General features: G+C 71.4%; 18 protein-coding genes. 13 read left to right on the forward strand and 5 right to left on the reverse strand.

The window, feature by feature from the left end:
- Positions 1–3 precede the first annotated feature (3 nt).
- From LCG91_RS04535 to LCG91_RS04550, 4 genes are all read left to right on the forward strand, one after another.
- Positions 4–1,080 (forward strand): ATP-binding cassette domain-containing protein, encoded by a 1,077-nt coding sequence (locus LCG91_RS04535; RefSeq protein ID WP_224442639.1) that lies wholly within the window; start codon positions 4–6, stop codon positions 1,078–1,080.
- Complete coding sequence (locus tag LCG91_RS04540; RefSeq protein WP_082687692.1) at positions 1,077–1,922, forward strand: ABC transporter permease; 846 nt, start codon at positions 1,077–1,079, stop codon at positions 1,920–1,922. Before LCG91_RS04535 ends, LCG91_RS04540 begins: the two co-directional genes overlap by 4 nt.
- Before the next feature lie 66 nt (positions 1,923–1,988).
- A complete protein-coding gene (locus tag LCG91_RS04545; protein WP_411955826.1) occupies positions 1,989–3,974 on the forward strand; it encodes an amino acid transporter in 1,986 nt (661 codons plus the stop codon).
- Entirely contained in the window at positions 3,971–4,990 is a 1,020-nt protein-coding gene (locus LCG91_RS04550) for a DMT family transporter (RefSeq protein WP_224442640.1), read from the forward strand. The genes LCG91_RS04545 and LCG91_RS04550 overlap by 4 nt, the downstream gene beginning before the upstream one ends.
- Positions 4,991–5,081: 91 nt before the next feature.
- On the opposite strand, the gene LCG91_RS04555 is transcribed toward LCG91_RS04550, so the two are convergent.
- On the reverse strand, positions 5,082–6,764 hold the full coding sequence (locus LCG91_RS04555; RefSeq protein ID WP_224442641.1) for a long-chain-fatty-acid--CoA ligase: 1,683 nt from the start codon (positions 6,762–6,764) through the stop codon (positions 5,082–5,084).
- 85 nt (positions 6,765–6,849) lie between these two features.
- On the opposite strand from LCG91_RS04555, the gene LCG91_RS04560 reads away from it, so the two are divergent.
- Positions 6,850–7,779, forward strand: coding sequence for an oxygenase MpaB family protein (locus tag LCG91_RS04560; RefSeq protein ID WP_224442642.1), 930 nt, complete (start codon positions 6,850–6,852; stop codon positions 7,777–7,779).
- Between the two features lie 225 nt (positions 7,780–8,004).
- Here the strand turns inward: LCG91_RS04560 and LCG91_RS04565 are convergent, their stop codons facing one another.
- From LCG91_RS04565 to LCG91_RS04580, 4 genes are all read right to left on the reverse strand, one after another.
- The gene (locus LCG91_RS04565; protein WP_263480183.1) at positions 8,005–8,952 is read right to left on the reverse strand and encodes an aldo/keto reductase; all 948 of its coding nucleotides are present in this window, start codon (positions 8,950–8,952) and stop codon (positions 8,005–8,007) included.
- 430 nt (positions 8,953–9,382) lie between these two features.
- Positions 9,383–9,949: a TIGR03086 family metal-binding protein gene (locus LCG91_RS04570; protein WP_224442644.1), complete on the reverse strand. Its 567-nt coding sequence runs from the start codon at positions 9,947–9,949 to the stop codon at positions 9,383–9,385.
- Positions 9,950–10,498: 549 nt separating this feature from the next.
- Complete coding sequence (locus LCG91_RS04575; RefSeq protein ID WP_058727641.1) at positions 10,499–11,059, reverse strand: YceI family protein; 561 nt, start codon at positions 11,057–11,059, stop codon at positions 10,499–10,501.
- Between the two features lie 120 nt (positions 11,060–11,179).
- A complete protein-coding gene (locus LCG91_RS04580; protein WP_224442645.1) occupies positions 11,180–12,124 on the reverse strand; it encodes a hypothetical protein in 945 nt (314 codons plus the stop codon).
- A gap of 632 nt (positions 12,125–12,756) precedes the next feature.
- Here LCG91_RS04580 and LCG91_RS04585 point away from each other — a divergent pair.
- The 8 genes from LCG91_RS04585 (at position 12,757) to LCG91_RS04620 (ending at position 22,095) form a co-directional block, all read left to right on the forward strand.
- Positions 12,757–13,761, forward strand: coding sequence for an aldo/keto reductase family protein (locus LCG91_RS04585; protein ID WP_058750614.1), 1,005 nt, complete (start codon positions 12,757–12,759; stop codon positions 13,759–13,761).
- A 385-nt stretch (positions 13,762–14,146) separates the two neighbouring features.
- Positions 14,147–14,590: a GtrA family protein gene (locus LCG91_RS04590; protein WP_224442646.1), complete on the forward strand. Its 444-nt coding sequence runs from the start codon at positions 14,147–14,149 to the stop codon at positions 14,588–14,590.
- Positions 14,587–16,125 (forward strand): glycosyltransferase, encoded by a 1,539-nt coding sequence (locus LCG91_RS04595; RefSeq protein ID WP_224442647.1) that lies wholly within the window; start codon positions 14,587–14,589, stop codon positions 16,123–16,125. The genes LCG91_RS04590 and LCG91_RS04595 overlap by 4 nt, the downstream gene beginning before the upstream one ends.
- Complete coding sequence (locus LCG91_RS04600; protein ID WP_224442648.1) at positions 16,122–18,110, forward strand: ArnT family glycosyltransferase; 1,989 nt, start codon at positions 16,122–16,124, stop codon at positions 18,108–18,110. Before LCG91_RS04595 ends, LCG91_RS04600 begins: the two co-directional genes overlap by 4 nt.
- A gap of 278 nt (positions 18,111–18,388) precedes the next feature.
- The gene (locus LCG91_RS04605) at positions 18,389–19,261 is read left to right on the forward strand and encodes a DUF4397 domain-containing protein (protein ID WP_224442649.1); all 873 of its coding nucleotides are present in this window, start codon (positions 18,389–18,391) and stop codon (positions 19,259–19,261) included.
- A gap of 131 nt (positions 19,262–19,392) precedes the next feature.
- Complete coding sequence (locus tag LCG91_RS04610; protein WP_224442650.1) at positions 19,393–20,544, forward strand: glycosyl hydrolase family 8; 1,152 nt, start codon at positions 19,393–19,395, stop codon at positions 20,542–20,544.
- Positions 20,541–21,254, forward strand: coding sequence for a class F sortase (locus LCG91_RS04615; protein ID WP_224442651.1), 714 nt, complete (start codon positions 20,541–20,543; stop codon positions 21,252–21,254). Before LCG91_RS04610 ends, LCG91_RS04615 begins: the two co-directional genes overlap by 4 nt.
- A gap of 46 nt (positions 21,255–21,300) precedes the next feature.
- The gene (locus tag LCG91_RS04620; protein ID WP_209442847.1) at positions 21,301–22,095 is read left to right on the forward strand and encodes a polyprenol monophosphomannose synthase; all 795 of its coding nucleotides are present in this window, start codon (positions 21,301–21,303) and stop codon (positions 22,093–22,095) included.
- Positions 22,096–22,170: the final 75 nt, after the last annotated feature.

Raw genomic sequence — 22,170 nt, forward strand, 5'->3', positions numbered from 1 at the left:
GACATGGCCATCATCGAGGCCTCCGGGCTGACCAAGACCTTCCGATCGCGCTCGGGCCCGGTGCACGCGCTCGCCGGGCTCGACCTGTCCGTCCCCGAGGGCACCGTCACGGCGCTGCTCGGGCCGAACGGTGCCGGCAAGACCACGACCGTCAAGGTCCTGACGACACTCGTCACCCCGGACGCCGGACGGGCGACGATCGACGGCGTCGACGTGGTCGCCGACCCGCAGACGACGCGGCGGTCCATCGGGGTCTCCGGGCAGTACGCCGCGGTCGACGAGAACCTCACCGGCGCCGAGAACCTCGAGATGATCGGTCGGCTGTACCACCTCGGCCGTCGGGCGGCGCGGCAGCGGGCCCGCGAGCTCATCGAGGTGTTCGACCTGGCCGAGGCGGGTGACCGGCCCGTCAAGGGCTTCTCCGGCGGCATGCGGCGTCGCATCGACCTCGCCGGTGCCCTCGTGACGAACCCGCGGGTGCTCTTCCTCGACGAGCCGACCACCGGCCTCGACCCCCGGAGCCGTCTCGCGCTGTGGGGGATCATCGAGGGCCTGGTCGGTGACGGCGCCACGGTGCTGCTCACGACCCAGTACCTGGAAGAGGCGGACCAGCTCGCCGACGACATCGCGGTGATCGACGACGGCCGGGTGATCGCCGAGGGCACCGCCGACCAGCTCAAGGCGCAGGTGGGCGGCCACCGGGTCGTCGTCACCCTCGTGGACGGGGACGACCGGGAGGCCGTGGTCACCGCCCTGCGCCGGTACGGCGTCGGGGACGTGGAGACCTCGGCCGACGGGCGCACCTCCGGCATCGCGGTCGAGGCGGGGCCGCAGGCGCTCCAGCGGGTGCTCGCCGACCTGGGCGAGGCGGGGATCCGGCTGCACGACGCGGGCATGCGCCGGCCGACGCTCGACGACGTCTTCCTGCGCCTCACGGGACACGCCGCCACGGCGGGCGACGAGGACGCGGGGGACGGCGGCGGCGGGGCGGGCGCGGGCAGGGCCTCCAGGCCGGGTCGCCGTGACCCGGTACCGGCGGCCGGCGACGCGACCGACAGTGCTCCGGAGCGTGTCCGGTGACCGCCGTGGGCGCACCCCGGCAGCAGCTGCCGGTCGTCGTGACGTCGCCCGTCGCGATCTGGTTCGAGGACGGCTGGACCGTGACGAAGCGGAACCTGACGAAGATCAAGCGGTCCCCGGACATGCTCGTCTTCGCGGTGCTGCAGCCGATCATGTTCGTGCTGTTGTTCAGCCAGGTCTACGGCGGGGCCATCCAGGTGCGGGGGACCGACTACACGCAGTTCCTGATGGCGGGGATCTTCGCGCAGACGGTCGTGTTCGGTGCGACGTTCTCGGGGTCCGCGATGGCGCAGGACCTGAAGGAGGGCCTGATCGACCGCTTCCGGACGCTGCCGATGTCCGCATCGGCGGTGCTGGTCGGGCGGACGAACTCGGACCTGGTGCTCAACGCCATCTCGATGGTGATCATGATGCTCACCGGGCTCGCGGTCGGGTGGCGGGTCGGGTCGGCGCCGCACGAGTTCCTGGCCGGGGTGGGGCTGCTCCTGCTGTTCAGCTACGCGTTCAGCTGGGTGATGGCGCTGCTCGGGATGAGCGTCCGGACGCCTGAGGTCATCAACAACGCGTCCTTCATGGTGCTGTTTCCGCTGACGTTCATCTCGAACGCGTTCGTGCCGAGCGAGACCATGCCGCTGGTGCTGCGCGTGTTCGCGGAGTGGAACCCGGTGTCGTCGCTCGTGCAGGCCGCGCGGGAGCTGTTCGGCAACGCCGGCAGCGCGCCCGTGCCCGACGTGTGGACGATGCAGCACCCGGTCGCGACCGTGCTCGTCGGCATCGCGGTGATGCTCGTCGTGTTCGTGCCGCTGGCGGTGCGGAAGTACACACGGATCAGTGCGGGCTGAGCCGCTTCCCACAGACCGGGACGCGGCGTCCCCGAGCGTCGCCGGGACCGCTTACCATCGACTCTCGTGACCGCGACCGAAGCCGAGCGTGCCGCCCAGCGCGGCGCCAGTGGGCGACCCTCCGACCGCAGCGTGCGACTGCGCCGCTGGATGCTGCACGGAGCCGATCAGGGTGCCTCGCACCAGGGCCCCCACCAGGTCGAGGTCGAGAAGACCCACTCGTGGTGGCGCGTGATGTGCCTCACCGGCGTCGACTACTTCTCGACTCTTGGCTACCAGCCCGCCATCGCGGCGCTCGCCGCAGGGTTGCTGTCACCGATCGCGACGATCGTGCTCGTGCTCGTGACCCTGTTCGGCGCCCTGCCCGTCTACCGTCGGGTCGCGCAGGACAGCTTCAAGGGTGCCGGCTCGATCATGATGCTCGAGAAGCTGCTGCCCTGGTGGGCCGGCAAGCTCTTCGTGCTCGTCCTGCTCGGGTTCGCCGTGACCGACTTCATGATCACGATGACGCTGTCGGCGGCCGACGCGACCGCGCACATCGCCGAGAACCCCTTCACGCCGCACTGGTTCACCGAGATCCCGGTGCCGATCACGCTCGTGCTGCTGCTCCTGCTCGGCATCGTGTTCCTCCGTGGCTTCAAGGAGGCGATCGGCATCGCGGTCGGGCTCGTCGCGGTGTTCCTCCTGCTCAACGCGGTCGTCGTCGTGGTGGCGCTCTGGCACGTGTTCGAACGTCCGGTGGTCGCGACGGACTGGTGGTCGAACCTCACGGCGCAGCACAGCAACCCGCTCGTGATGATCGGGATCGCGCTGGTCGTGTTCCCGAAGCTCGCCCTCGGTCTGTCCGGCTTTGAGACGGGTGTCGCGGTCATGCCGCAGGTGCGCGGTGACGCCGGTGACGACCCGAAGGGCCGGCCCGAGGGCCGGATCCGCGGGACGAAGCGCCTGCTGACGACCGCGGCGATCATCATGAGCACGTTCCTCATCACGTCCTCGATCGCCACGACCTTCCTCATCCCGCAGCATGAGTTCCAGCCGGGCGGCGGGGCCAACGGGCGCGCGCTGGCGTTCCTGGCGCACGAGTACCTCGGCAACGTCTTCGGTTCGGTCTACGACGTCTCGACGGTGGCGATCCTGTGGTTCGCGGGTGCGAGCGCGATGGCCGGCCTGCTGAACCTGGTGCCGCGGTTCCTGCCGCGCTACGGGATGGCACCGCAGTGGGCCCGTGCGACCCGGCCCCTCGTGATCATCTTCACGCTCATCGCCTTCGCGATCACGATCATCTTCGAGGCGAACGTCGACGCGCAGGGCGGTGCCTACGCGACGGGTGTCCTCGTGCTCATCACGAGCGCGGCCGTGGCGGTGACGCTGTCCGCGCGCCGCAAGCAGCAGAAGAAGCGGACGATCGGGTTCGGCGTCATCGCGGTGGTGTTCGTCTACACCACGGTCGCGAACGTCATCGAGCGACCGGACGGCGTGCGGATCGCGGGCGTGTTCATCATCGCGATCGTCGTCGTGTCCCTGGTGTCCCGCGTGCGGCGGTCGTTCGAGCTCCGCGCGTCGTCGATCGAGCTGGACGCCACCGCCCGGCAGTTCATCGAGGCCGACGCCGACCAGTTCAGTTCGGTCTGCATCATCGCGAACGAGCCGGGTGCCGGCACGGCCGAGGCGTACCGGTCCAAGGGGCGCGAGGAACGCCGCGACTCCGGCATCCCCGCCCGGGTGCCGACGATGTTCCTCGAGGTGCTGCCCGCCGACTCGTCCGACTTCGAGGAGGACCTGGTCGTCGAGGGGCACGTCGTGCAGGGGCACCGGGTGCTGCGCGTGCGGTCGGGCAACGTGCCGAACACCATCGCGTCGACGCTGCTCGCCGTTCGTGACATCGCGGGTGTCGTGCCGAGCATCTACTTCGAGTGGAACGAGGGCAGCCCGATCCAGAACGCCCTGCGGTTCGTCTTCACCGGGGTCGGTGACGTCGCACCGGTGACGCGTGAGGTCCTGCGCGAGGCCGAGCCGGACGTGCACCGGCGGCCGACCGTCCACGTGTCGTGACGCGCGGTGCGGTCGAGGAACGAGCCTCCTCGCCGGTCGGTGGGGCGGTCGCGGTCCTCGTCGCCGCCGCCGTGTGGGGCACGACGGGGACCGCGACGCACTTCGCGCCCGGGGTGCCGGCGTTCGTGTTCGGTGCGGTGACGTTCGGTCTCGGCGGGCTCGTGCTCGCCGCGACGAGCGGACGTGCCGCGGTGCGCGCCGTCGTCGGTCCCGGTTCCCGGCGGTGGGTGCTGGTCGGAGCGGTCTCGCTCGTCGTGTACGCGGTCGCGTTCTACGCGGCGCTCGCGGACGCGGGGGTCGCGCTCGGCACGACGGTGGCCATCGGGTCGTCGCCGGTGTTCGCGGGGCTCGTGGAGTGGGTGGCGGACGGGAGGCGCGTCACGGGTCGGTGGGTCGTCGCGACGCTGGTCAGCGTGGCCGGCATGGTCGTCGTCACGCTCGCGCGGTCCGAGGCGTCCGGGAGCGGGTCGCTGCCGCTCGGCCTGGGGGCGGCCCTCGTGGCCGGGCTGACGTACGCGACGTACTCGTGGGCGGTCGCGCGGGGCATGCACCTGGCGGCCCGGCCCGTGCCGGTACCTGTGGCGACGCCCCTGTCGGTTCCGTTGTCGGGTCCGCCGTCGGGCTCGGCGTCCGGCACCACGAGTGGAGCAGCAGCTGGGCGCGGTGTCGTCGGTGCCGTGTTCGGGCTGGCAGCCCTCCCGCTCGTCGTGCTCGCGCTGGTCGCCGGCGGGGACGCCCTGACGGTCGGGGCGAACTGGCCCGTGTTCGTCTACCTCGCGCTCGTGCCGACGGTGCTCGGGCACTCGCTGTACGCCGTCGGACTCCGGCGGGTGAGCGCCTCGGTCGCGACGCTGCTGTCGCTGTTCGAGCCCGTGGTCGCCGCGGTGCTCGCCGTGCTCGTGGTCGGCGAGCACCTCGGTCCGGCCGGATGGTCCGGCATCGTGCTCGTCGTCGTCGGCCTCGCGCTGCTCGGGCTCCCGCTCCCGCGACGGCGCCGCGGTCCTGCTCGGTCGTGAGCTGGGGCCGCGGTCCTGCTCGGTCGTGCTCCGTCGTGCGCCGTGCGCCGGGGCCGCGGTCCTGCTCGGTCGTGAGCTGGTCCTGCGGTCGCTACTTCGCCGTGATCTGGTCCCGGACCTTGCGGCGCAGCACCTTGCCGATCATCGAGCGCGGCAGGTCCTCGACCACGGCGATGCGTCGCGGCACCTTGTAGGCAGCGAGCTGGTCCCGAGACCACGCACGGAGAGCCTCGGCGTCGAAGGTCTTCGGGTCCTTCGGCACGACCGCGGCGACGACCTGCTCGTTGCCGCCCTGCGTGATGCCGACGACGGCGACCTCGCGCACGCTGGGGTGCTTGAGCAGGGCGTCCTCGACCTCGGACGGTGAGACGTTGAAGCCGCCGGTGATGATGAGTTCCTTGAGTCGGTCGACGATGCTGACGAAGCCGTCCGCGTCGATCGACACGACGTCGCCGGTGCGGAACCAGCCGTCGGGCGTGAACACCTCGTCGGTGGCCTCGGCCTTGCCCCAGTAGCCGCGGAACACCTGCGGGCCCTTGACCTGCAGTTCGCCGGGCTCGCCCGTGCCGAGCACCTTCGTCTGGTCGTCCGGGTCGACCACGCGGGCCTCGGTGGACGAGAGCGGCAGGCCGATGGCGCCGAGCCGGCGCTCGGGGGAGACCGGGTTCGCCATCAGGACCGGGGAGCACTCGGACAGGCCGTAGCCCTCGACCAGGTAGCCGCCCGTGCGCGCCTCCCACGGCTCGACGACGTCCTGCGACAGCGGCATCGCGCCGGAGATCCCGATCTCGATGCCCTGCAAGGACACCTTCGCCGAGTCCGCCGCGTGCTGCAGTCGCGTGTAGATCGGCGGCACGGCCGGCAGGAACGTCGGCGGGTGCTTCTTCATCGCCTTGAGGACGAGTGCCGGGTCGAAGGCCGGGAAGAGCACGAGCCGCGAGGCCATGCTCATCGCGAAGGTCAGGCACAGCGTCAGCCCGTAGGCGTGGAACATCGGCAGGACCGCGTACACGGTGTTGTCCCCACGGCGGATCGTCGGCACCCATGCGCGGGCCTGCGCAGCGTTGGCCAGGAGGTTCCGGTGGCTGAGGACGGCGCCCTTCGGCACCCCCGTGGTGCCCGAGGTGTACTGGATGAGCGCGACGTCGGTCGTCGCCGGGCGCGGGTGCCGCTTCGACAGCTTCCGGGTGGAGACGAGGTCGTCCCACTTCGTCGTGCCCCGGACGCTCGTGGTCAGCTTCGCGCGGGACTCCCGGGCCTTCGCCACCGGCAGCGCCAGGGCGAGGCGGGTGGCGCGGGGCATCGCGCGGGTCAGGTCGACGGACACGATCGCGTCGAGGCGCAGGTCCGCGGGGAAGTCCTGCAGCGTGGCCACCGACTTGTCCCAGGCGATCGCGACCTTCGCGCCGTGGTCCTCGAACTGGTGGCGGAGCTCGCGCGCCGTGTAGAGCGGGTTGTGCTCGACGACGATCGCGCCGAGCCGGAGCACCGCGTAGAAGGCGACGACGTGCTGCGGGCAGTTCGGCAGCACGATCGCCACGCGGTCACCGGCGCCGACGCCGAGCTTCCGCAGGCCGTTGGCGGCGCGGAGGATCTGCTCCTGCAGGTCGGCGTACGACGTCGTTCTTCCGAAGAACTCGAGCGCCACCTTCCCCGGGAAGCGGTCCGCGGACTGCTCCACGATGTCGGCGAGCGAGCCCGTGGGCTCGTCGATGTCGTGCGGGACCCCCGGGGCGTACGAGGCAAGCCAGGGACGAGGCGTGTCGATGCTCACCCGGCCAACCTACCGGCGGAGCCGTGCTCGTTGTCAGGGCCGACTGTCAGGGCCCACTGTCAGGGGCACGACGGACGATGGGTGCATGCCTTCCGTGTCCGACGCGTTCCGCTCCCGCCTCAACGACACCTTCACCAACGGCGCGACCGAGCGTCCCGCCTGGATCGACGAGCTCGAACAGGGCTCCGACGCGGGCTTCTTCGGTCCCGGCTCCGCGACCTGGGCCGTGCACGGCGGTAACCACACCGTGCTCGCCGGCGTCCGTGCGCTGCTCGTGCAGGCACTCCACCCCGGAGCACTCGCCGGCGTCGCCGACCACTCCCGCTACCGCGAGGACCCGTTCGGTCGCCTGGCCGGCACGATCCGGTGGATCTACACGGTGTCGCACGGTGACACGCAGCAGGCCACGCACGCCAGCCAGTGGGTCCGCAAGCTGCACGAGCGCGTCGTGGGCGAGTACGTCGACGGGCACGGTGTGACGAAACCGTACGCGGCGAACGACCCCGACCTGGCGCGGTGGGTGCACCTCGCGTTCACGGACGCCTTCCTGCGGAGCGCCCAGGTGTGGGGCAAGCCGATCCCGGGCGGAGCCGACGCCTACGTGCGCGAATGGGCGATCGCGGGACGGCTCATGGGGGTCGACGACGCTCCGGAGTCGGACGCCGAGCTCCGCGCGCAGATGAACGGGTACCTCGACCGCGGGGAGCTCAAGGCCGACGCCAGGACGCACGACGTGGTCCGGTTCATCAAGGACCCGCCCCTCGCCAGGCTCCTCCGACCGGGCTACCGCGCGCTCTTCGACGGGGCGGTCGCGTCGCTCGACCCGCGGCACCGGTCGATGCTCGGGCTGCGGACACCGGGGGTCGGTCCGGTGCAGCTGCCGGTCCGCCAGGTCGCGGGGGTCGTGCTCGACGGGATCGGGGCGGTGCTCGGGACGACCCCGGGTACCGAGCGCGCGGCCCTCGTGCGGATCGCCCGGTTGGAGCAGGAGTCGCGGCAGGACGCCACTGCCTGACCTTGGCCGGGCGCCCGACCGGTCCGGTGGTCAGCTGGCGGGTGGTCCGTCTGCGGTGATCGACCGTCGTAGGCGACGTGCGCCCGTGTCCCGTGACCTGCGGCCGTGTCCCGTGACGTGCGGCCGTGTCACGCGACGTGCGCCCGTGTCCGCGACGTGACCCGGGGACGGACGGGAGGCGCGGTGCCAGCCGGCACCGCGCCTCCCGTCCGTCGCCTGGTCGCGTCAGAATCCGGACGGTACCCGGGGCGTGTAGGCGGACTCGAGTCGCGACACCTCGTCGTCGGTGAGCTCCATCGCGGACGCGGCGACCGCGTCGTCGATGTGGTGCTCCTTCGTCGCGCCGATGATCGGCGCGGTGACCGCGGGCTTGCCGGCCACCCACGCCAGGGCGACCTGAGCCATGCTCGCGCCGCGGCCCTCGGCGACCTGCTGGACCGCGTCGACGATGGCGCGGTTCGCGTCCTCGTCCTGACGGTAGAGCGTCTTGCCGAACTCGTCGGTGTCCGAGCGGCTGCCCGAGCCCTGCGCGTCCCAGGGGCGGGTGACCTTGCCGCGGGCGAGCGGGCTCCACGGGATCACGCCGACGCCGGTCGCATGGGCGAACGGGTGCATCTCGCGCTCCTCCTCGCGTTCGAGGAGGTTGTACTGGTCCTGCATGCTGACGAACGGCGTCCACCCGTGCAGCTCGGCGACGTGCTGCATCTGCGCGAACTGCCACGTCCACATGCTGCTCGCACCGATGTAGCGCGCCTTGCCGGCCTTGACGACGTCGTGGAGGGCCTCCATCGTCTCCTCGATCGGCGTGTGCGGGTCGAACCGGTGGATCTGGTACAGGTCGACGTAGTCCGTGCCGAGCCGGGTGAGCGACGCGTCGATCTCGTGCATGATCGCGGCGCGGGAGAGCCCGGCGCCGTTGGGGCCGGGGCGCATCCGGTTGAAGACCTTCGTGAAGACCTGGACCTCCTCGCGCGGGGCGATCTCCTTGAGGAGCCGACCGGTGATCTCTTCGCTCGAGCCCGCGGAGTAGACGTTGGCGGTGTCGAACGCGGTGATGCCGGCCTCGTAGGCGCGGCGGACGAACGGGCGGGCGTCGTCGATGTCGACGCTCCACGGGTGGGCGCCCTGGTCCGGCTTGCCGTAGGACATCATGCCGAGGACGATCCGGCTGATCTCGAGGCCGGTGCGCCCGAGGCGGGTGGTGCCGACCGAGGGTGCGGCCGTGGCGTCACTGTCGGCGTCGGCGTGGTTCGAGCGGGCGTTGTCTGCTGCGCCCGCGCTGGTCGGGCGGGCGTTGTCTGTCGTGTCCGTGATGGCTCCCTCATCGTTTCCGCCCGCCGGATGTCGGGCGGGCGGTTCCTGCTGGTGGACGGTCGGTCCGACGCCGGTTTCGCCCGCCGGGTGTCGGGCGGGCGGTTCCTGCTGGTTGACGGTGGGTCCGACGCCGGTTTCGCCCGCCGGATGTCGGGCGGGCGGTTCCTGCTGGTGGGCGGTGGGTCCGACGCCGGTTTCGCCCGCCGGGTGTCGGGCGGGCGGAACCTGCTCGTTCCCGGAGTGCCCGGTTCCGAATCTGCCCGCCGACATCAGACGGAGAGGTCGGGCGTCAGGCGTTCACCCTGGCATCGCGACCTGTGACCGCGAGCAGGCGGACCTGGAGCGGCGCATCCTCGTCGACCTCGACGGGGGCGGCGTAGAGCCCGGTCGCCGCGAGGTCGTGGATCTGCGGCTCGAAGTACTCCCAGACGGCTCGGACGAGCTCGTCGGGCAGTGCTTCGTCTGTGCCGGTGGCACGTGCGAGGTCCCACGTGTGGATGGTGATGTCACTCGTCTGCTCGGTGAGGTACTGGTCGGCGCGGACGACGTCAGTGCTGAGGTGCACGGGGGTGTCAGCGGGCGCGTTCTGCCACGCGTTGGATGCCGCGGTTGCGAACTTCGCCCACTCGCTCGCCAGGTCGTGGCCGATCGGTTCGAGGTCGGCTTCGGCCTGGGCGTAGTCGCACCCCGTGAGGAGCTTCGGGATCCAGCGCTGCTCGTCGATGACGTGCGTGACTAGGTCGCGCGTAGTCCACTCGGAGTCGGGCGTCGATGCATCCCAGTCGGTCACGGCGGCGACGCGGCGGCCGAACTCGGCGACGGCGAGCGACTGCAGCCGGATCCAGTCGGTGGCCATGGTGGTGCTCCTCTTCGGTCGGTACGGGTGCGGGGTGCAACGGGACTGGCGAGTGGGCGATTCCCGTGATGTGACAGGGGACAAGGTACGCCCGCTCGGGATCAGCACGCGCGGACGCCGCCTCGCCCCGGGACGCGGTCCGATCGAGACGAGGTGGAAGAGCTGGCGATCGGGCAGAGGAAGACGTCAGCGGCGGTGTCATCCGCAGGGAATGCCCGCTCGTGCCCGGCGCGTCGGGTCGGCAGAGGACGACGTGGAGCAAGGGGGCACGAGGAGCTTCGCTCGCGCTGGAGCGGGCGGAACCTGCGCGGGACAGGCACCATGCGCGCGGAACAGGCCCGCTCGTGGTCGCGCGTCGGCAGATCGAGCCTGCGCCTCGGCCGACGTCCGACTCTGCACTCTCAGCGAACGCACCCCGGGACGCGGAACGGCCCGGCTCCGTGGGGGAGGAGCCGGGCCGTTCGCCGGGTACTGCAGGTACTTCGTTCGGTGTCCGCGGTCGCTCCCGCTCGCGGGTGGGACGACGACCGCGGGTCAGGGACTCGGAGGTCAGGCCGCCTGGAGGACGAACTGCACGTCGAGGTTGATCGTGACGTCGTTGCCGAGCGTGAAGCCGCCGGCCTCGAGCGCAGCGTTCCAGTTCACGCCGAACTCGGTGCGGTCGATCTTCGTGGTCGCCTCGGCACCGAGCTTGACCTGGCCGTAGCCGTCGGTGGTCACGCCACCGAATTCGGTCTTCAGGGTGACGTCCTTGGTGACGCCGCGCAGGGTCAGCGTGCCGTCGATGAGCATGTCGTCGCCGTCCTCGCGGATGCCGGTCGACTTGAAGACCATCTGCGGGTGCTCCTCGGTGAGGAAGAAGTCACCGGTGGCGAGGTGCTGGTCGCGCTGCGCCTGGTTGGTGTTGATGCTCGCGACGTCGATGGAGGCCTCGAGCGTCGAGTCGAGGGGGTTGTCTGCGGTGACGAGCGTCGCGTCGAAGCGCTCGAACGAGCCCTTCACCTTGCTGATCGCGAGGTGGCGGACCGAGAAGGTGACCTCGGAGTGGGTCGGGTCGATCTTCCAGGTACCGGTCTGGTAGCCCGGGATGGCGGAGGCGGTGAGCGTCATGGTGACTCCTTACGAGAGCGTTGGTCTGCTGTCCCCGAGCAGGCGAGCAACTGCATGCGCCTGCATCGATCTGAACTGTAGCCCATTCTGCACCCCATTGGTTGAAGCGTCAACCAATGTTCACGAGATCGACGCCAGGAGATGTCGCGTACGCGTGTCGTGCCTCCCGGCCGTGCCGGTCGTGAGCAGCCTCCGGATGCGTTGCGCGAAGGCGTCGGTCATCGGGCCGACGTCTTCCGCGGTCGCACGCACGAGCCACCAGTCGACGTCCTTCAGGTGCTCGCCTCGTGTCAGGTCCTTGCGGAACGTCCGCGGGTCGGATCGGTGCAGGTCGCTCTCGTACTCGATCGCCACCCGGGCCTCGGGGTACGCGAGGTCGACGCACGCGATCCACCTTTCGGCGACCACCACGTCGTGGTTCAGTGTCGGCTCGGGGAGTCCACGCCGGACCAGGGCCAGTCGGAGGCGTGTCTCTCCGGGACTCCGTGAACCCGGTCGCACCTCGATGAGGGCAGCGCGCGCCTTCCGGATGTGCCTCCCGCCACGGTGTCGATCGACGACGGCTGCGAGCTCGTCGACCGTGCACCAGTTCAACCAGCCGACCAGGGCGTCGCCGGCGATGACGAGCTCGTCGACGGTGAGGAACGCCGCCAGCATGACGAAGGTGGTCGCCGGATCCACGATGTGTGTCGTCCCGGACCGCACTACGCTCGCCAAGTGTGCGCGCGTGCGGTGCCCGACGGTCCCGCGCACGCGGAGCGCCTGGTCCTTCCCGATGGTCGTCACGTGGACGCGCTGGTCGGCCTCGAGCCTGCGGGGGAGCGGGACGCCGAGGAGCTGCGCGGCCGTGGTGTGGCTGAAGGCCTGGTCGTGCCGGAGCCGCGGGGCGACTGCTCGTGCACGTTCCGTGGGGGAGGCGGGAGGGGTCCAGCAGCGTGTGCCGTGGAACGGGCGGTAGAGCCGTCTCGAGCGGAGTCTGCTGGCCGGGACGCCGCGGCGCAGTGCCTCACGGACGCGGAACGGGCGTCCGCGGAGGGCCGGTGGGAAGCGGTCGGGGATGGGCATGCGGCGAGCGTGGCAGCGTCCTCCCGTCAGTCGGGACGCGAGCTGCTCGAGTGTGGACAGGTGCAGGGCGGAGCGCGCTGTGCAGGACCGGGGTTGGGTGTCGCTGCCACGGGAAGCGCGATCCCGAGCGGGCGGATACGGACAGGAGCGGCCAGTGGGTGACGAACGTTCCGCCCGCTCATGCGAGCGGGCGGATCCGGACAGGGGCGGGCAGTGGGTGATGAACGTTCCGCCCGCTCATGCGAGCGGGCGGATCCGGACAGGGGCGGGCGGCGGGTGATGAACGTTCCGCCCGCTCATGCGAGCGGGCGGAACCGGCCAGGGCCGGGCCGCGGATGATGAACGTTCCGCCCGCTCGCGCGAGCGGGCGGACCCGGCCAGGGCCGGGCCGCGCGTGGCCCCGAATCCGCCCTCTCACGCGGACGGGGTGGTGACGACACGCAGCATCCCCGCGGACGAGCGACGGAAGTACGGACGAGCGACGGCATCCCCACGGACGAGCGGCGGAGGTCCGGACGAGCGGGCGGAACCGGCCCCGCCAGGAGACCCGCCCCGCCCGATCCGCCCGCTCGCTGTCCACAGGTACTCCCACACCCCCTCACGAGAGCGCTCACTCCACTAGCGTCAGGACCATGGAATTCAGGTACCTGGGCAACTCCGGACTCAAGATCTCCGAGATCACCTACGGCAACTGGCTGACGCACGGCTCGCAGGTCGAGAACGACGTCGCCACCCAGTGCGTGCGGGCAGCGCTCGACGCGGGCATCACCACGTTCGACACCGCGGACACGTACGCCAACACCGCGGCGGAGACGGTCCTCGGCGAGGCGCTCAAGGCCGAGCGCCGCCAGTCGCTCGAGATCTTCACGAAGGTCTACTGGCCGACCGGGCCGAAGGGGCACAACGACGTCGGCCTCTCCCGCAAGCACATCATGGAGTCGATCGACGGCTCGCTCGAGCGCCTCCAGACCGACTACGTCGACCTCTACCAGGCGCACCGCTACGACCACGAGACCCCGCTCGAGGAGACCATGCAGGCCTTCGCGGACGTCGTCCGCCAGGGCAAGGCGCTCTACATCGGCGTCAGCGAGTGGAACGCCGAGCAGATCCGCGCCGGCGCCGCACTGGCGAAGGAGCTCGGCTTCCAGCTCATCTCGAACCAGCCGCAGTACTCGATGCTGTGGCGCGTCATCGAGGGCGAGGTCGTCCCCGCCTCGAAGCAGCTCGGCCTCAGCCAGATCGTCTGGTCCCCGATCGCCCAGGGCGTCCTCACGGGCAAGTACAAGCCGGGCCAGCCGGCCCCCGAGGGCTCCCGCGCCACGGACGAGAAGGGCGGCGCGGACATGATCAAGCGGTTCATGCGCGACGAGGTCCTCGAGGCAGTGCAGCGCCTGCAGCCGGTCGCCGACCAGGCCGGCCTGACGCTCGCCCAGCTCGCGATCGCGTGGACGCTGCAGAACCCGAACGTCGCCTCCGCGATCGTCGGTGCGTCCCGCCCGGAGCAGGTCACGGACAACGTCAAGGCAGCGGGCGTCACGCTCGACGCCGACGCGCTCGCCGCGATCGACGACGCGCTCGGCGACATCCCGGAGCGCGATGCCAGCAAGACGGTCAGCCCGGAGAAGCGCCCCGCGTAGGACGCGACCGACCGACGGACGGGAGGCGCGGTGCCAGCTGGTACCGCGCCTCCCGTCCGTCGTCCGGTCACCACGCAGCCCCCGTGACCGTCCGGACGGACGGGGGACTTGAGCCCTGATCGGCCAAAACACTGACGGATGTTCACTGATGAACAGCAGGTGTCGCGGAACTGGCAGGGTCCTGGCAGACCCTGTACCCCACCCAAACCACCCCGTTGCATGCCCCCGAAGAGGGGGCATGACCCGAACCGACACCCCCGTTCTGGTGCCACCCGGCACCGGGTCGGTGCCGACCCCCGTTGCAGTCCCCGCTGCACGCGCCGCCCACCCAGCGGCGCCCGCCGGCCCTGCGGTGACCGTGGCCCGACCGACAGTCGCCTCCCGCATGCGCGCCACGGCAACGCAACTCGCCTCCTTCGGCACCATCGGCGCCGTCTGCTTCCTCATCGACCTCGGCGTCTACAACCTGCTCCGCGCGACCGTCCTGCCCGACGGTCCGATCGTCGCGAAGATCGTCTCCGCCGTCGTCGCCACCGCGGTCGCCTGGTTGGCGAACCGCTCCATCACGTTCCGCTCGCAGCGGCAGGTCGGCCGGAAGGAGACCCTCCGCGAGGCGCTCCTCTTCGCCGTCACGAACGTCGTCGGCCTCGGCATCTCCGCGGCCTGCCTGTTCGTCTCGCACTACGTCCTCGGCTTCACCTCGACCCTCGCCGACAACGTCGCCGGCAACGGGGTGGGCCTCGTCCTCGGCACGGTCTTCCGGTTCGTCGCGTACAAGGCCCTCGTCTTCCGTTCCACCGACGCTCACGCGAAGGAGCACGCCGCATGACCATCACCGCCACGCTGCTGACGGCCGCCGGGCCGCTGCTGCAGCCGAACGAGGGGACCGGGCCCGCCGGGAACCTCCCGAACCGCGGGACCACGGACGTCCCGACGGGAGGCTCGGGGCAGGCCCCGCAGGTCGCCTGGTCGCTGGGTGAGTGGATCGGGTACTCCGCGCTCATCGCCGTCTCCGTGCTGCTCACGGTGATCGCACTCACCACGCTCTGGTGGATGCTGCACGCCTGGCGGTCGCGCGACGCGCTCAAGTCGACGAGCTTCAGCCAGACGCCGCTGCCGGCGGCGCACCGCTTCACTCTGCTGGTGCCCGGTCGGCACGAGCAGGACGTCATGGGCGAGACGCTCGACATGCTCGCGAAGCAGGACCACCCCGACTTCGAGATCATCGCGATCGTCGGCGAGGACGACCCGGAGACCGACGCGGTCGTCCGCGCCGCCGCCGCCCGCCACCCCGAGCTCATCCGCGTGGTCGTCGACGACACCGCGCCGAAGAACAAGCCGAAGGCGATGAACCTCGCGCTGCAGTACGCCACCGGTGACGTCGTCGGGGTGTTCGACGCCGAGGACGAGGTGTACCCGAAGCTCCTGTCGCTCGTCGACTCGCGCTTCCAGGAGACCGGCGCCGACGTCGTGCAGGGCGGCGTGCAGCTGATGAACTTCAAGTCGAGCTGGTGGTCGCTGCGCAACGTGCTCGAGTACTACTTCTGGTTCCGTTCGCGCCTCCACTTCCACGCCGGCTCGAAGTTCATCCCGCTCGGCGGCAACACCGTCTTCGTGACCCGCGAGCGGCTCGAGTGGTCGAACGGCTGGGACGCCCACTGCCTCGCCGAGGACTGCGAGCTCGGCGTCCGGCTCTCCGCCGACGGGGCGAAGGTCGTCGTGGCCTACAGCCCCGAGGCCGTCACCCGCGAGGAGACCCCGCCCACCTTCGCGTCCCTGCTCAAGCAGCGGACCCGGTGGAACCAGGGGTTCCTGCAGGTCCTCGGCAAGGGGGAGTGGAAGAAGCTGCCGTCCTTCCGTCAGCGCTTCTTCGCCCGCTACATGCTCACCATGCCGTTCATCCAGGCTGCGACCGGCCTGCTGATCCCACTCAGCGTCCTGATGATCCTCTTCGTCAAGGTGCCGACCCCGGTCGCGCTCATCTCGTTCATCCCGGTGGCGCCGACGCTCATGCTGCTCGCCGTCGAGGTCGTCGGGCTCAACGAGTTCGGCCGCATCTACAAGGAGAAGGTCCGCATCCGCGACTACGTGAAGCTCGTCCTCGGCCTCGTGCCGTACCAGGTGTTCCTCGCCGCCGCAGCCGTCCGTGCCGTCGTCCGCCACGTGAAGGGGCAGAACGGGTGGGAGAAGACCGAGCACACCGGGCAGCACCGCACCGGCGGCGGCCAGTCCGAGGTCGTCGGGTTCGCATCCGAGCTGACCGGCTCGGCGTCCGCGGCTTCGTCCGCCTCGTCTTCATCGTCTTCTTCGTCCTCGTCGTCCGAGCGTGAGCTCGCCGGCTCGACCACCGGGGGTACCCGATGACCGCCAGCCTCACCCACACCACCGGGATCCCGGTCCGGGGCGCCGGATCGCTCTCCGGCGTGCGCGGCTGGTTCCGCGTGCACGCCGCAAGTCTCGGATGGCTGCTGCCCGTCCTCGCCGTCACCGTCATGGTGCAGCTCTGGAACATGTCCGGCACGCCGCAGCGCATCGACGACGAGGGGACCTACACCGCCCAGGCGTGGGCGATCACGAACCTCGGCGAGATCACCCACTACACGTACTGGTACGACCACCCGCCGCTGGGGTGGATCCAGATCGCGGCCTACACCGCGCTGACCGGAGCGTTCACGCGCTACCCGTTCGCGGTCGAGGCAGCCCGTGAGGCGATGGTGTTCTTCGCCGCCGTCTCGAGCCTGCTGCTCTTCGTGCTCGCGCGCCGACTGGGCGCAGGTCGCGCGACGGCAGCGGTGGCGGGGCTCGTCTTCGCCCTCTCGCCGTTGGCCCTGCAGTACCACCGCACGGTCTACATCGACAACGTCGCGACGCCCTGGCTCCTCGCCGCGTTCGTCCTCGTGCTCAGTCGTCGGCAGCAACTCGCCGGGTTCGCCGGTGCCGCTGCCTGCCTCGGCATCGCGGTGCTCTCCAAGGAGACGTACCTGCTGGCGCTGCCGTTCCTCATCTGGATCGCGGTCCGTCGCGCCGACCGGAGCACCCGGCGCTACACGCTCAGCGTCGCCGGGGCCGTGCTCGTCGTGATCGGCGGTGGGTACCTGCTGCTCGCCGCCGTGAAGGGTGAGCTCCTGCCCGGCGCCGGCCGCGTCAGCCTGCTCGAGGGCATCACCTACCAGCTCGGGTCGCGCACCGCGTCCGGCTCGGTGTTCGACGCCGGCAGCCTGGCGAACCAGGCCGCCGCCCAGTGGTGGGCGCTCGACCCCGTGTTCATCGTGCTCGGCTCGGTCGCCGCGGTCGTCGGGCTCTTCCTGCGCCGGGTCCGCCCGATCGCCGCGATGCTCGTGTTCCTGCTTGCGATGATGTTCCGACCGAACGGGTACCTGCCCGTGCCGTACGTGATCATGCTCGTGCCCTTCGCGGCTCTGCTCGTCGCGTACACCGCCGAGCGGGCGGTCCTCGCTCTGGTCGGTCGGACGCGCAGCAACGCACGGACCCGCGTCCGCGGCGTCGCCCGTCGGGGCCTCGGGGCGACGTGGGCCGTGGTGACCGCCGCAGCACTCGTGGTCGCCGTCCCGCTGTGGGGCACACAACTCCGCGGGTTCCTGGCGAGCAACCTCGACCTGCCGATGCAGCAGGCCGAGCAGTGGGTGGGCGACAACGTCCCGAAGTCCTCGCGGCTGCTCGTGGACGACGCCATGTGGGTCGACCTCGTGCGCGACGGCTTCGCCAGGAACAACGTGATCTGGTACTACAAGCTCGACACCGACGCCGCCGTGCAGCGTCAGTCGCCGAACGGGTGGAAGGACTCGGACTACGTCGTCACGACGGACTCGATGCGCACCGGCGGGAACTCCTCGCAGGACGTGACGCAGGCCATCCGGAACTCGACGAGCGTGGCCACGTTCGGCACCGGCGACCAGCAGGTCGACGTCCGGCGCATCCACGCCGAGGGACTCGCTGCCGCCGACGAGTCCATCTCCGCGTCGGCGAACGGGCGGAAGACGATGGGCACCGAGCTCGCGCAGAACCCGGCGCTGCGGGCTGACGCGGGAACGAGGTCGCAGTTCCGCGCCGGACAGGTCGACTCGCGCGCGATGCTCGCCCTCGGCCAGGTGCTCGCGGACCGGTCCGTGACGGTCGAACGATTCCGCCCACTCACGGGTGAGGACGGCCAGCCCTTCCGCCGACTCGTCCTGCAGACCACCGATCGGGCAGATGCTGCTCGTGCCGCGGCCACGTTCGAGTCGATGAGCGACGGGATCCGCCCGGCCGACGTGGAGCGTGACGGCGATCGCGTCGTCGTGACGTACGCCCCGGCTGACCCCACGACGACTCCGACCAGCACGTCCTGACCCGGACCCCGTCCGAGCGGGCGGAACCGGCAGCGCGGGCCCCGAGCCCGAGCAGGAACCGCCCGCTCGCGGGACCGGCCCGCGCTCCCGTACCTCGTCCGGGGCCGAGCGGGCGGAACCGGCAGCGCGGGCCCCGAGCCCGAGCAGGAACCGCCCGCTCGCGCAACAGCCGCCGACGTCGACCAGCACCCGAGCCGACCAGCAGCCCGAGCCGACACCAGCCACGCAGCACCCGAGCCAGCACCACGCAGCACTTCCCGAACCGAAGGAGCACCACGATGCACGCACGCACCTCCGTCCCGAACGACACCCGCACCACCGCCCGCACCACCGCCCGCCGCACGGCCCGCCGCCCGGTCGTCGTCGCCGGGATCGCCGCGGCCGTCGTCGCCGCCACCGTCGGCCTCGCCGCACCGCAGACCGCTTCGGCCGCGACCGGCACCGACGAGGGCTGGCTCCGCGTCGGCCACCTGTCACCGGACACCAAGGGCGTCGACGTCGAGCTCACGAGCCTGTCCGGCGGCAAGACGGTCTTCGAGCTCGACGACGTCACCTACGGCCAGGTCAGCCCGTACCAGGAACTCCCGGTCGGCACCTACGTCCTGTCGATGCGCGCCGCCGACGCCCCCGACTCCACCCCGGTGATCTCGACCGACGTCCAGGTGCAGGAGGGCAACGCGAACACCGTCGTCGCCTACGGCAAGAACGCCGACCTCAAGACCACGGCGTTCACCGACGACCTGCAGCAGCCCGGCGACGGCAAGGCCAAGCTCCGGCTCGTGCAGGCTGCGACGACCGCGAAGGAGGTCGACGTCAGCACCACCGACGGCACCGCCATCGCCGAGGACGCCGCCTTCGGCACCGCGACGCAGTACGCCACGGTCGGCGCCGGCAAGTGGGACCTCGACGTCTCGGGCAGCGGCCAGCGCGGGACCGCCGAGGTCGACCTCGCCGGCAACACCGTCTCCACGCTCTTCGTCCTCGACGACAGCAAGGGCGACCTGACCGTCGTGCCCGTCACCGACGCGGCCGCTACCGCAGCGACGCCGTCCGGCGGCGTCCAGACCGGTGGCGGCGGCGCGGCCGCCGACCGTCCCTTCACCGAGTTCACGCACGCGGTCGTCGCGGCGTTCCGCTCGCTGTTCCACTGACCGACGGGCCGCCGACGGGTCGCGTGACCCGTCGGGCCCGGCCTGGAGGCGCGGATCACCGCGGCCGGTCCGCCCACGTGCACCGCGCCTCCCGTCCGACCGTCCCCGACCACCCCGGAAGAGGTGCCGGCATGACCCGCAGGACCTGGATCCCCATCACCGCCGCGGCGGCCCTCGTCGTCGCCGTGGGCGTCGCCCTCGTCGCCGTCCGCCCGTGGAGCGACACCGTGCCGCAGGCCGGGGCGACGTCGAGCGCGACCTCGTCGACGGCACCTGACGTCGACCGCAGCCCGGCACAGCTCCGCACGGACTTCCTCGACGACTACGTCCGGGAAGGCCGTGTCGTCCGCACCGACCAGGGCGGCGACACCGTCAGCGAGGGGCAGGCGTACGGCCTGCTCATCGCGTACGCCAACGACGACCGGGAGACCTTCGGGGAGATCTGGTCGTGGACGAAGCGACACCTGGTGACCGAGGACGACCTCCTCGCCTGGCGGTGGACGCCCCAGGACGGCGTCGCCGACGGGCAGTCCGCGAGCGACGCCGACCTCGATGCGGCCCGGGCCCTCGTGCTCGCGGGGGAGCACTGGGACGACGAGCGCTACACGACGGCGGGCAAGGCCCTGGCGTCGGCGATCCTCGAGCACGAGACCGCGACGACCGACCTCGGCACGATCCTGCTGCCGGGGCCGTGGGCGGACAGCGAGCCGTACCGGTACAACGCCTCGTACGCGTCGCCGGCGGCGTTCCGGATCCTCGAGCGGGCCACCGGTGACCGGCGCTGGACCGAGCTCGAGCGGGGCTCGTCGGCCGCGACCGCCGCCGTGCTCGACGAGAGCGACCTGCCGAGCGACTGGTCGCAGGTGCACGCGGACGGCTCGGTCGACCCGATGCCGGCCACGGGCGACCAGGGGAGCGTCGTCTACGGGTGGGAGGCCATGCGCCTGCCGCTGCGCTACGCCGAGGCCTGCTCCGCGGACGACCGTGCCCTCGCCGGCTCCGTCGCGCCGACGCTCGCGCGGACCACGCAGCTCGCGGCGCAGCTCGACCTCGGCGGGACCGCCGTGACCGGGGACACGAGCGGCCTGGCCTACGCGGCCCGGGCAGCCGCGGAGCACGCAGCGGGCTCGTCCTCGGCTGCTGCCGCCGACCTGCGCCGGATGGACCGGACGGCGGCGACCACGCCGACCTACTACGGCGATGCGTGGGCGGCGCTCGGCGCGACCATGCTCACGTCGGACGTCCTCGGTGGCTGCGCGACCGAGGCGGGAGGTGCCTCGTGACCGGGCGTCGCGCCGCGACCGGACCGACCCGCTGGTGGTCCGGCCGCCGCGGTGCGGTCGTCGGCGGGGTGCTCGCAGCGGTGCTGGTCGGCGGCGGCATCGCCGGGGTGGCCGTCGCGACCACGGGAAACGGCGACCGGGTCGCACGACCGGCAGCGGGCAGCAGCGCGTCCGCGTCGACCGATCCCGCTGCGGCCGCGAACGGCTCCGGCGCCGGGGACACGTCGGGCTTCCAGGATCCGGCAGCGCCGGCGGCTCGCTCGTCAGCAACCCCCGTGCGGGTGGAGATACCGGCGATCGGGGTCTCCTCGGGGCTCGAGGACCTCGGACGCGGAGCGGCCGGCGAGCTCGACCCGCCGAAGGACTGGGACAGCGCCGGGTGGTTCGCCGACGGCATCGTGCCGGGTCAGGTCGGACCGGCCGTGATCGCCGGGCACGTCGACAGCCCCACGAGCGCCGCGGTGTTCTTCCGCCTCGACGAACTCGTGGCCGGGGACGAGATCCGCGTGGTCATGTCGGACGGCACGACCCGCACCTTCACGGTCGACCGGTCGGAGCGCGCCGCGAAGTCGGCGTTCCCCACGAGCGACGTCTACGGCAGCGCCCCCACGCCGCAGCTCCGGCTGATCACCTGCGACGGCACGTTCGACACCGCCACCGGGCACTACACCGACAATCTGATCGTGTTCGCAGACCTCTCGTCGGACTGACGCAGGAGCGACCCGATACCCTTCGATGCGAAGCGCAAGGAGCACCATGAGCACGTCCCTGGTCATCATCCCGACCTACGACGAGGCGGAGAACGTCCGCCCGATCGTCGCACGCACCCTGGCTGCCACCGACGACAGCGTCCACGTCCTCGTCGTGGACGACAACTCCCCGGACGGCACCGGTGACATCGCGGACGAGATCGCGCGCGAGACCGACCGTGTGCACGTGATGCACCGCACGGTCAAGGACGGACTCGGCGGCGCGTACCTCGCGGGCTTCGCGTGGGGTCTCGAGCACGGCTACGACAAGCTCGTGGAGATGGACGCCGACGGCTCGCACCACCCGGAGTACCTGCCGTGGATGCTCGAGCTCGCCGACTCGAACGACCTCGTCCTCGGGTCCCGCTGGATCAAGGGCGGCGAGGTCGAGAACTGGCCGTGGTACCGCGAGTTGCTCTCGCGCGGCGGCAACCTCTACACGCGGATGGCCCTCGGCATCGCGGTCCGCGACGCGACCGGCGGCTTCCGGGTCTTCACGTCGTCGGCCTTCGAGCGCATCGACCTGGCCGGGGTCGCGTCGAAGGGCTACTGCTTCCAGGTCGACCTGTGCTGGCGTGCTCTCGAGGCCGGCCTCCGCGTCGTCGAGACGCCCATCACCTTCACCGAGCGCGAGTTCGGCGTCTCGAAGATGAGCGGCAACATCGTCCGCGAGAGCCTGACCCTGGTCACGAAGTGGGGCATCGACCGTCGTCTGCGCGAGGTCCGGTCGGTGATCAAGAACCACCGCCGCCTGCCGTCGGTCCGGAAGAACGCGCACGCCGTGGCGGACCAGTCGGCCTGAGCCGGTTGCTCCGTGCCCGGTCGCGCTGACCGGGCGGCGCGACACGCGGTCTTTGTGCCCGGTCTGATCCGCGAA

It is taken from the genome of Curtobacterium sp. TXMA1 (assembly GCF_020162095.1).
In the GTDB taxonomy this organism is placed as follows: Bacteria; Actinomycetota; Actinomycetes; order Actinomycetales; family Microbacteriaceae; genus Curtobacterium.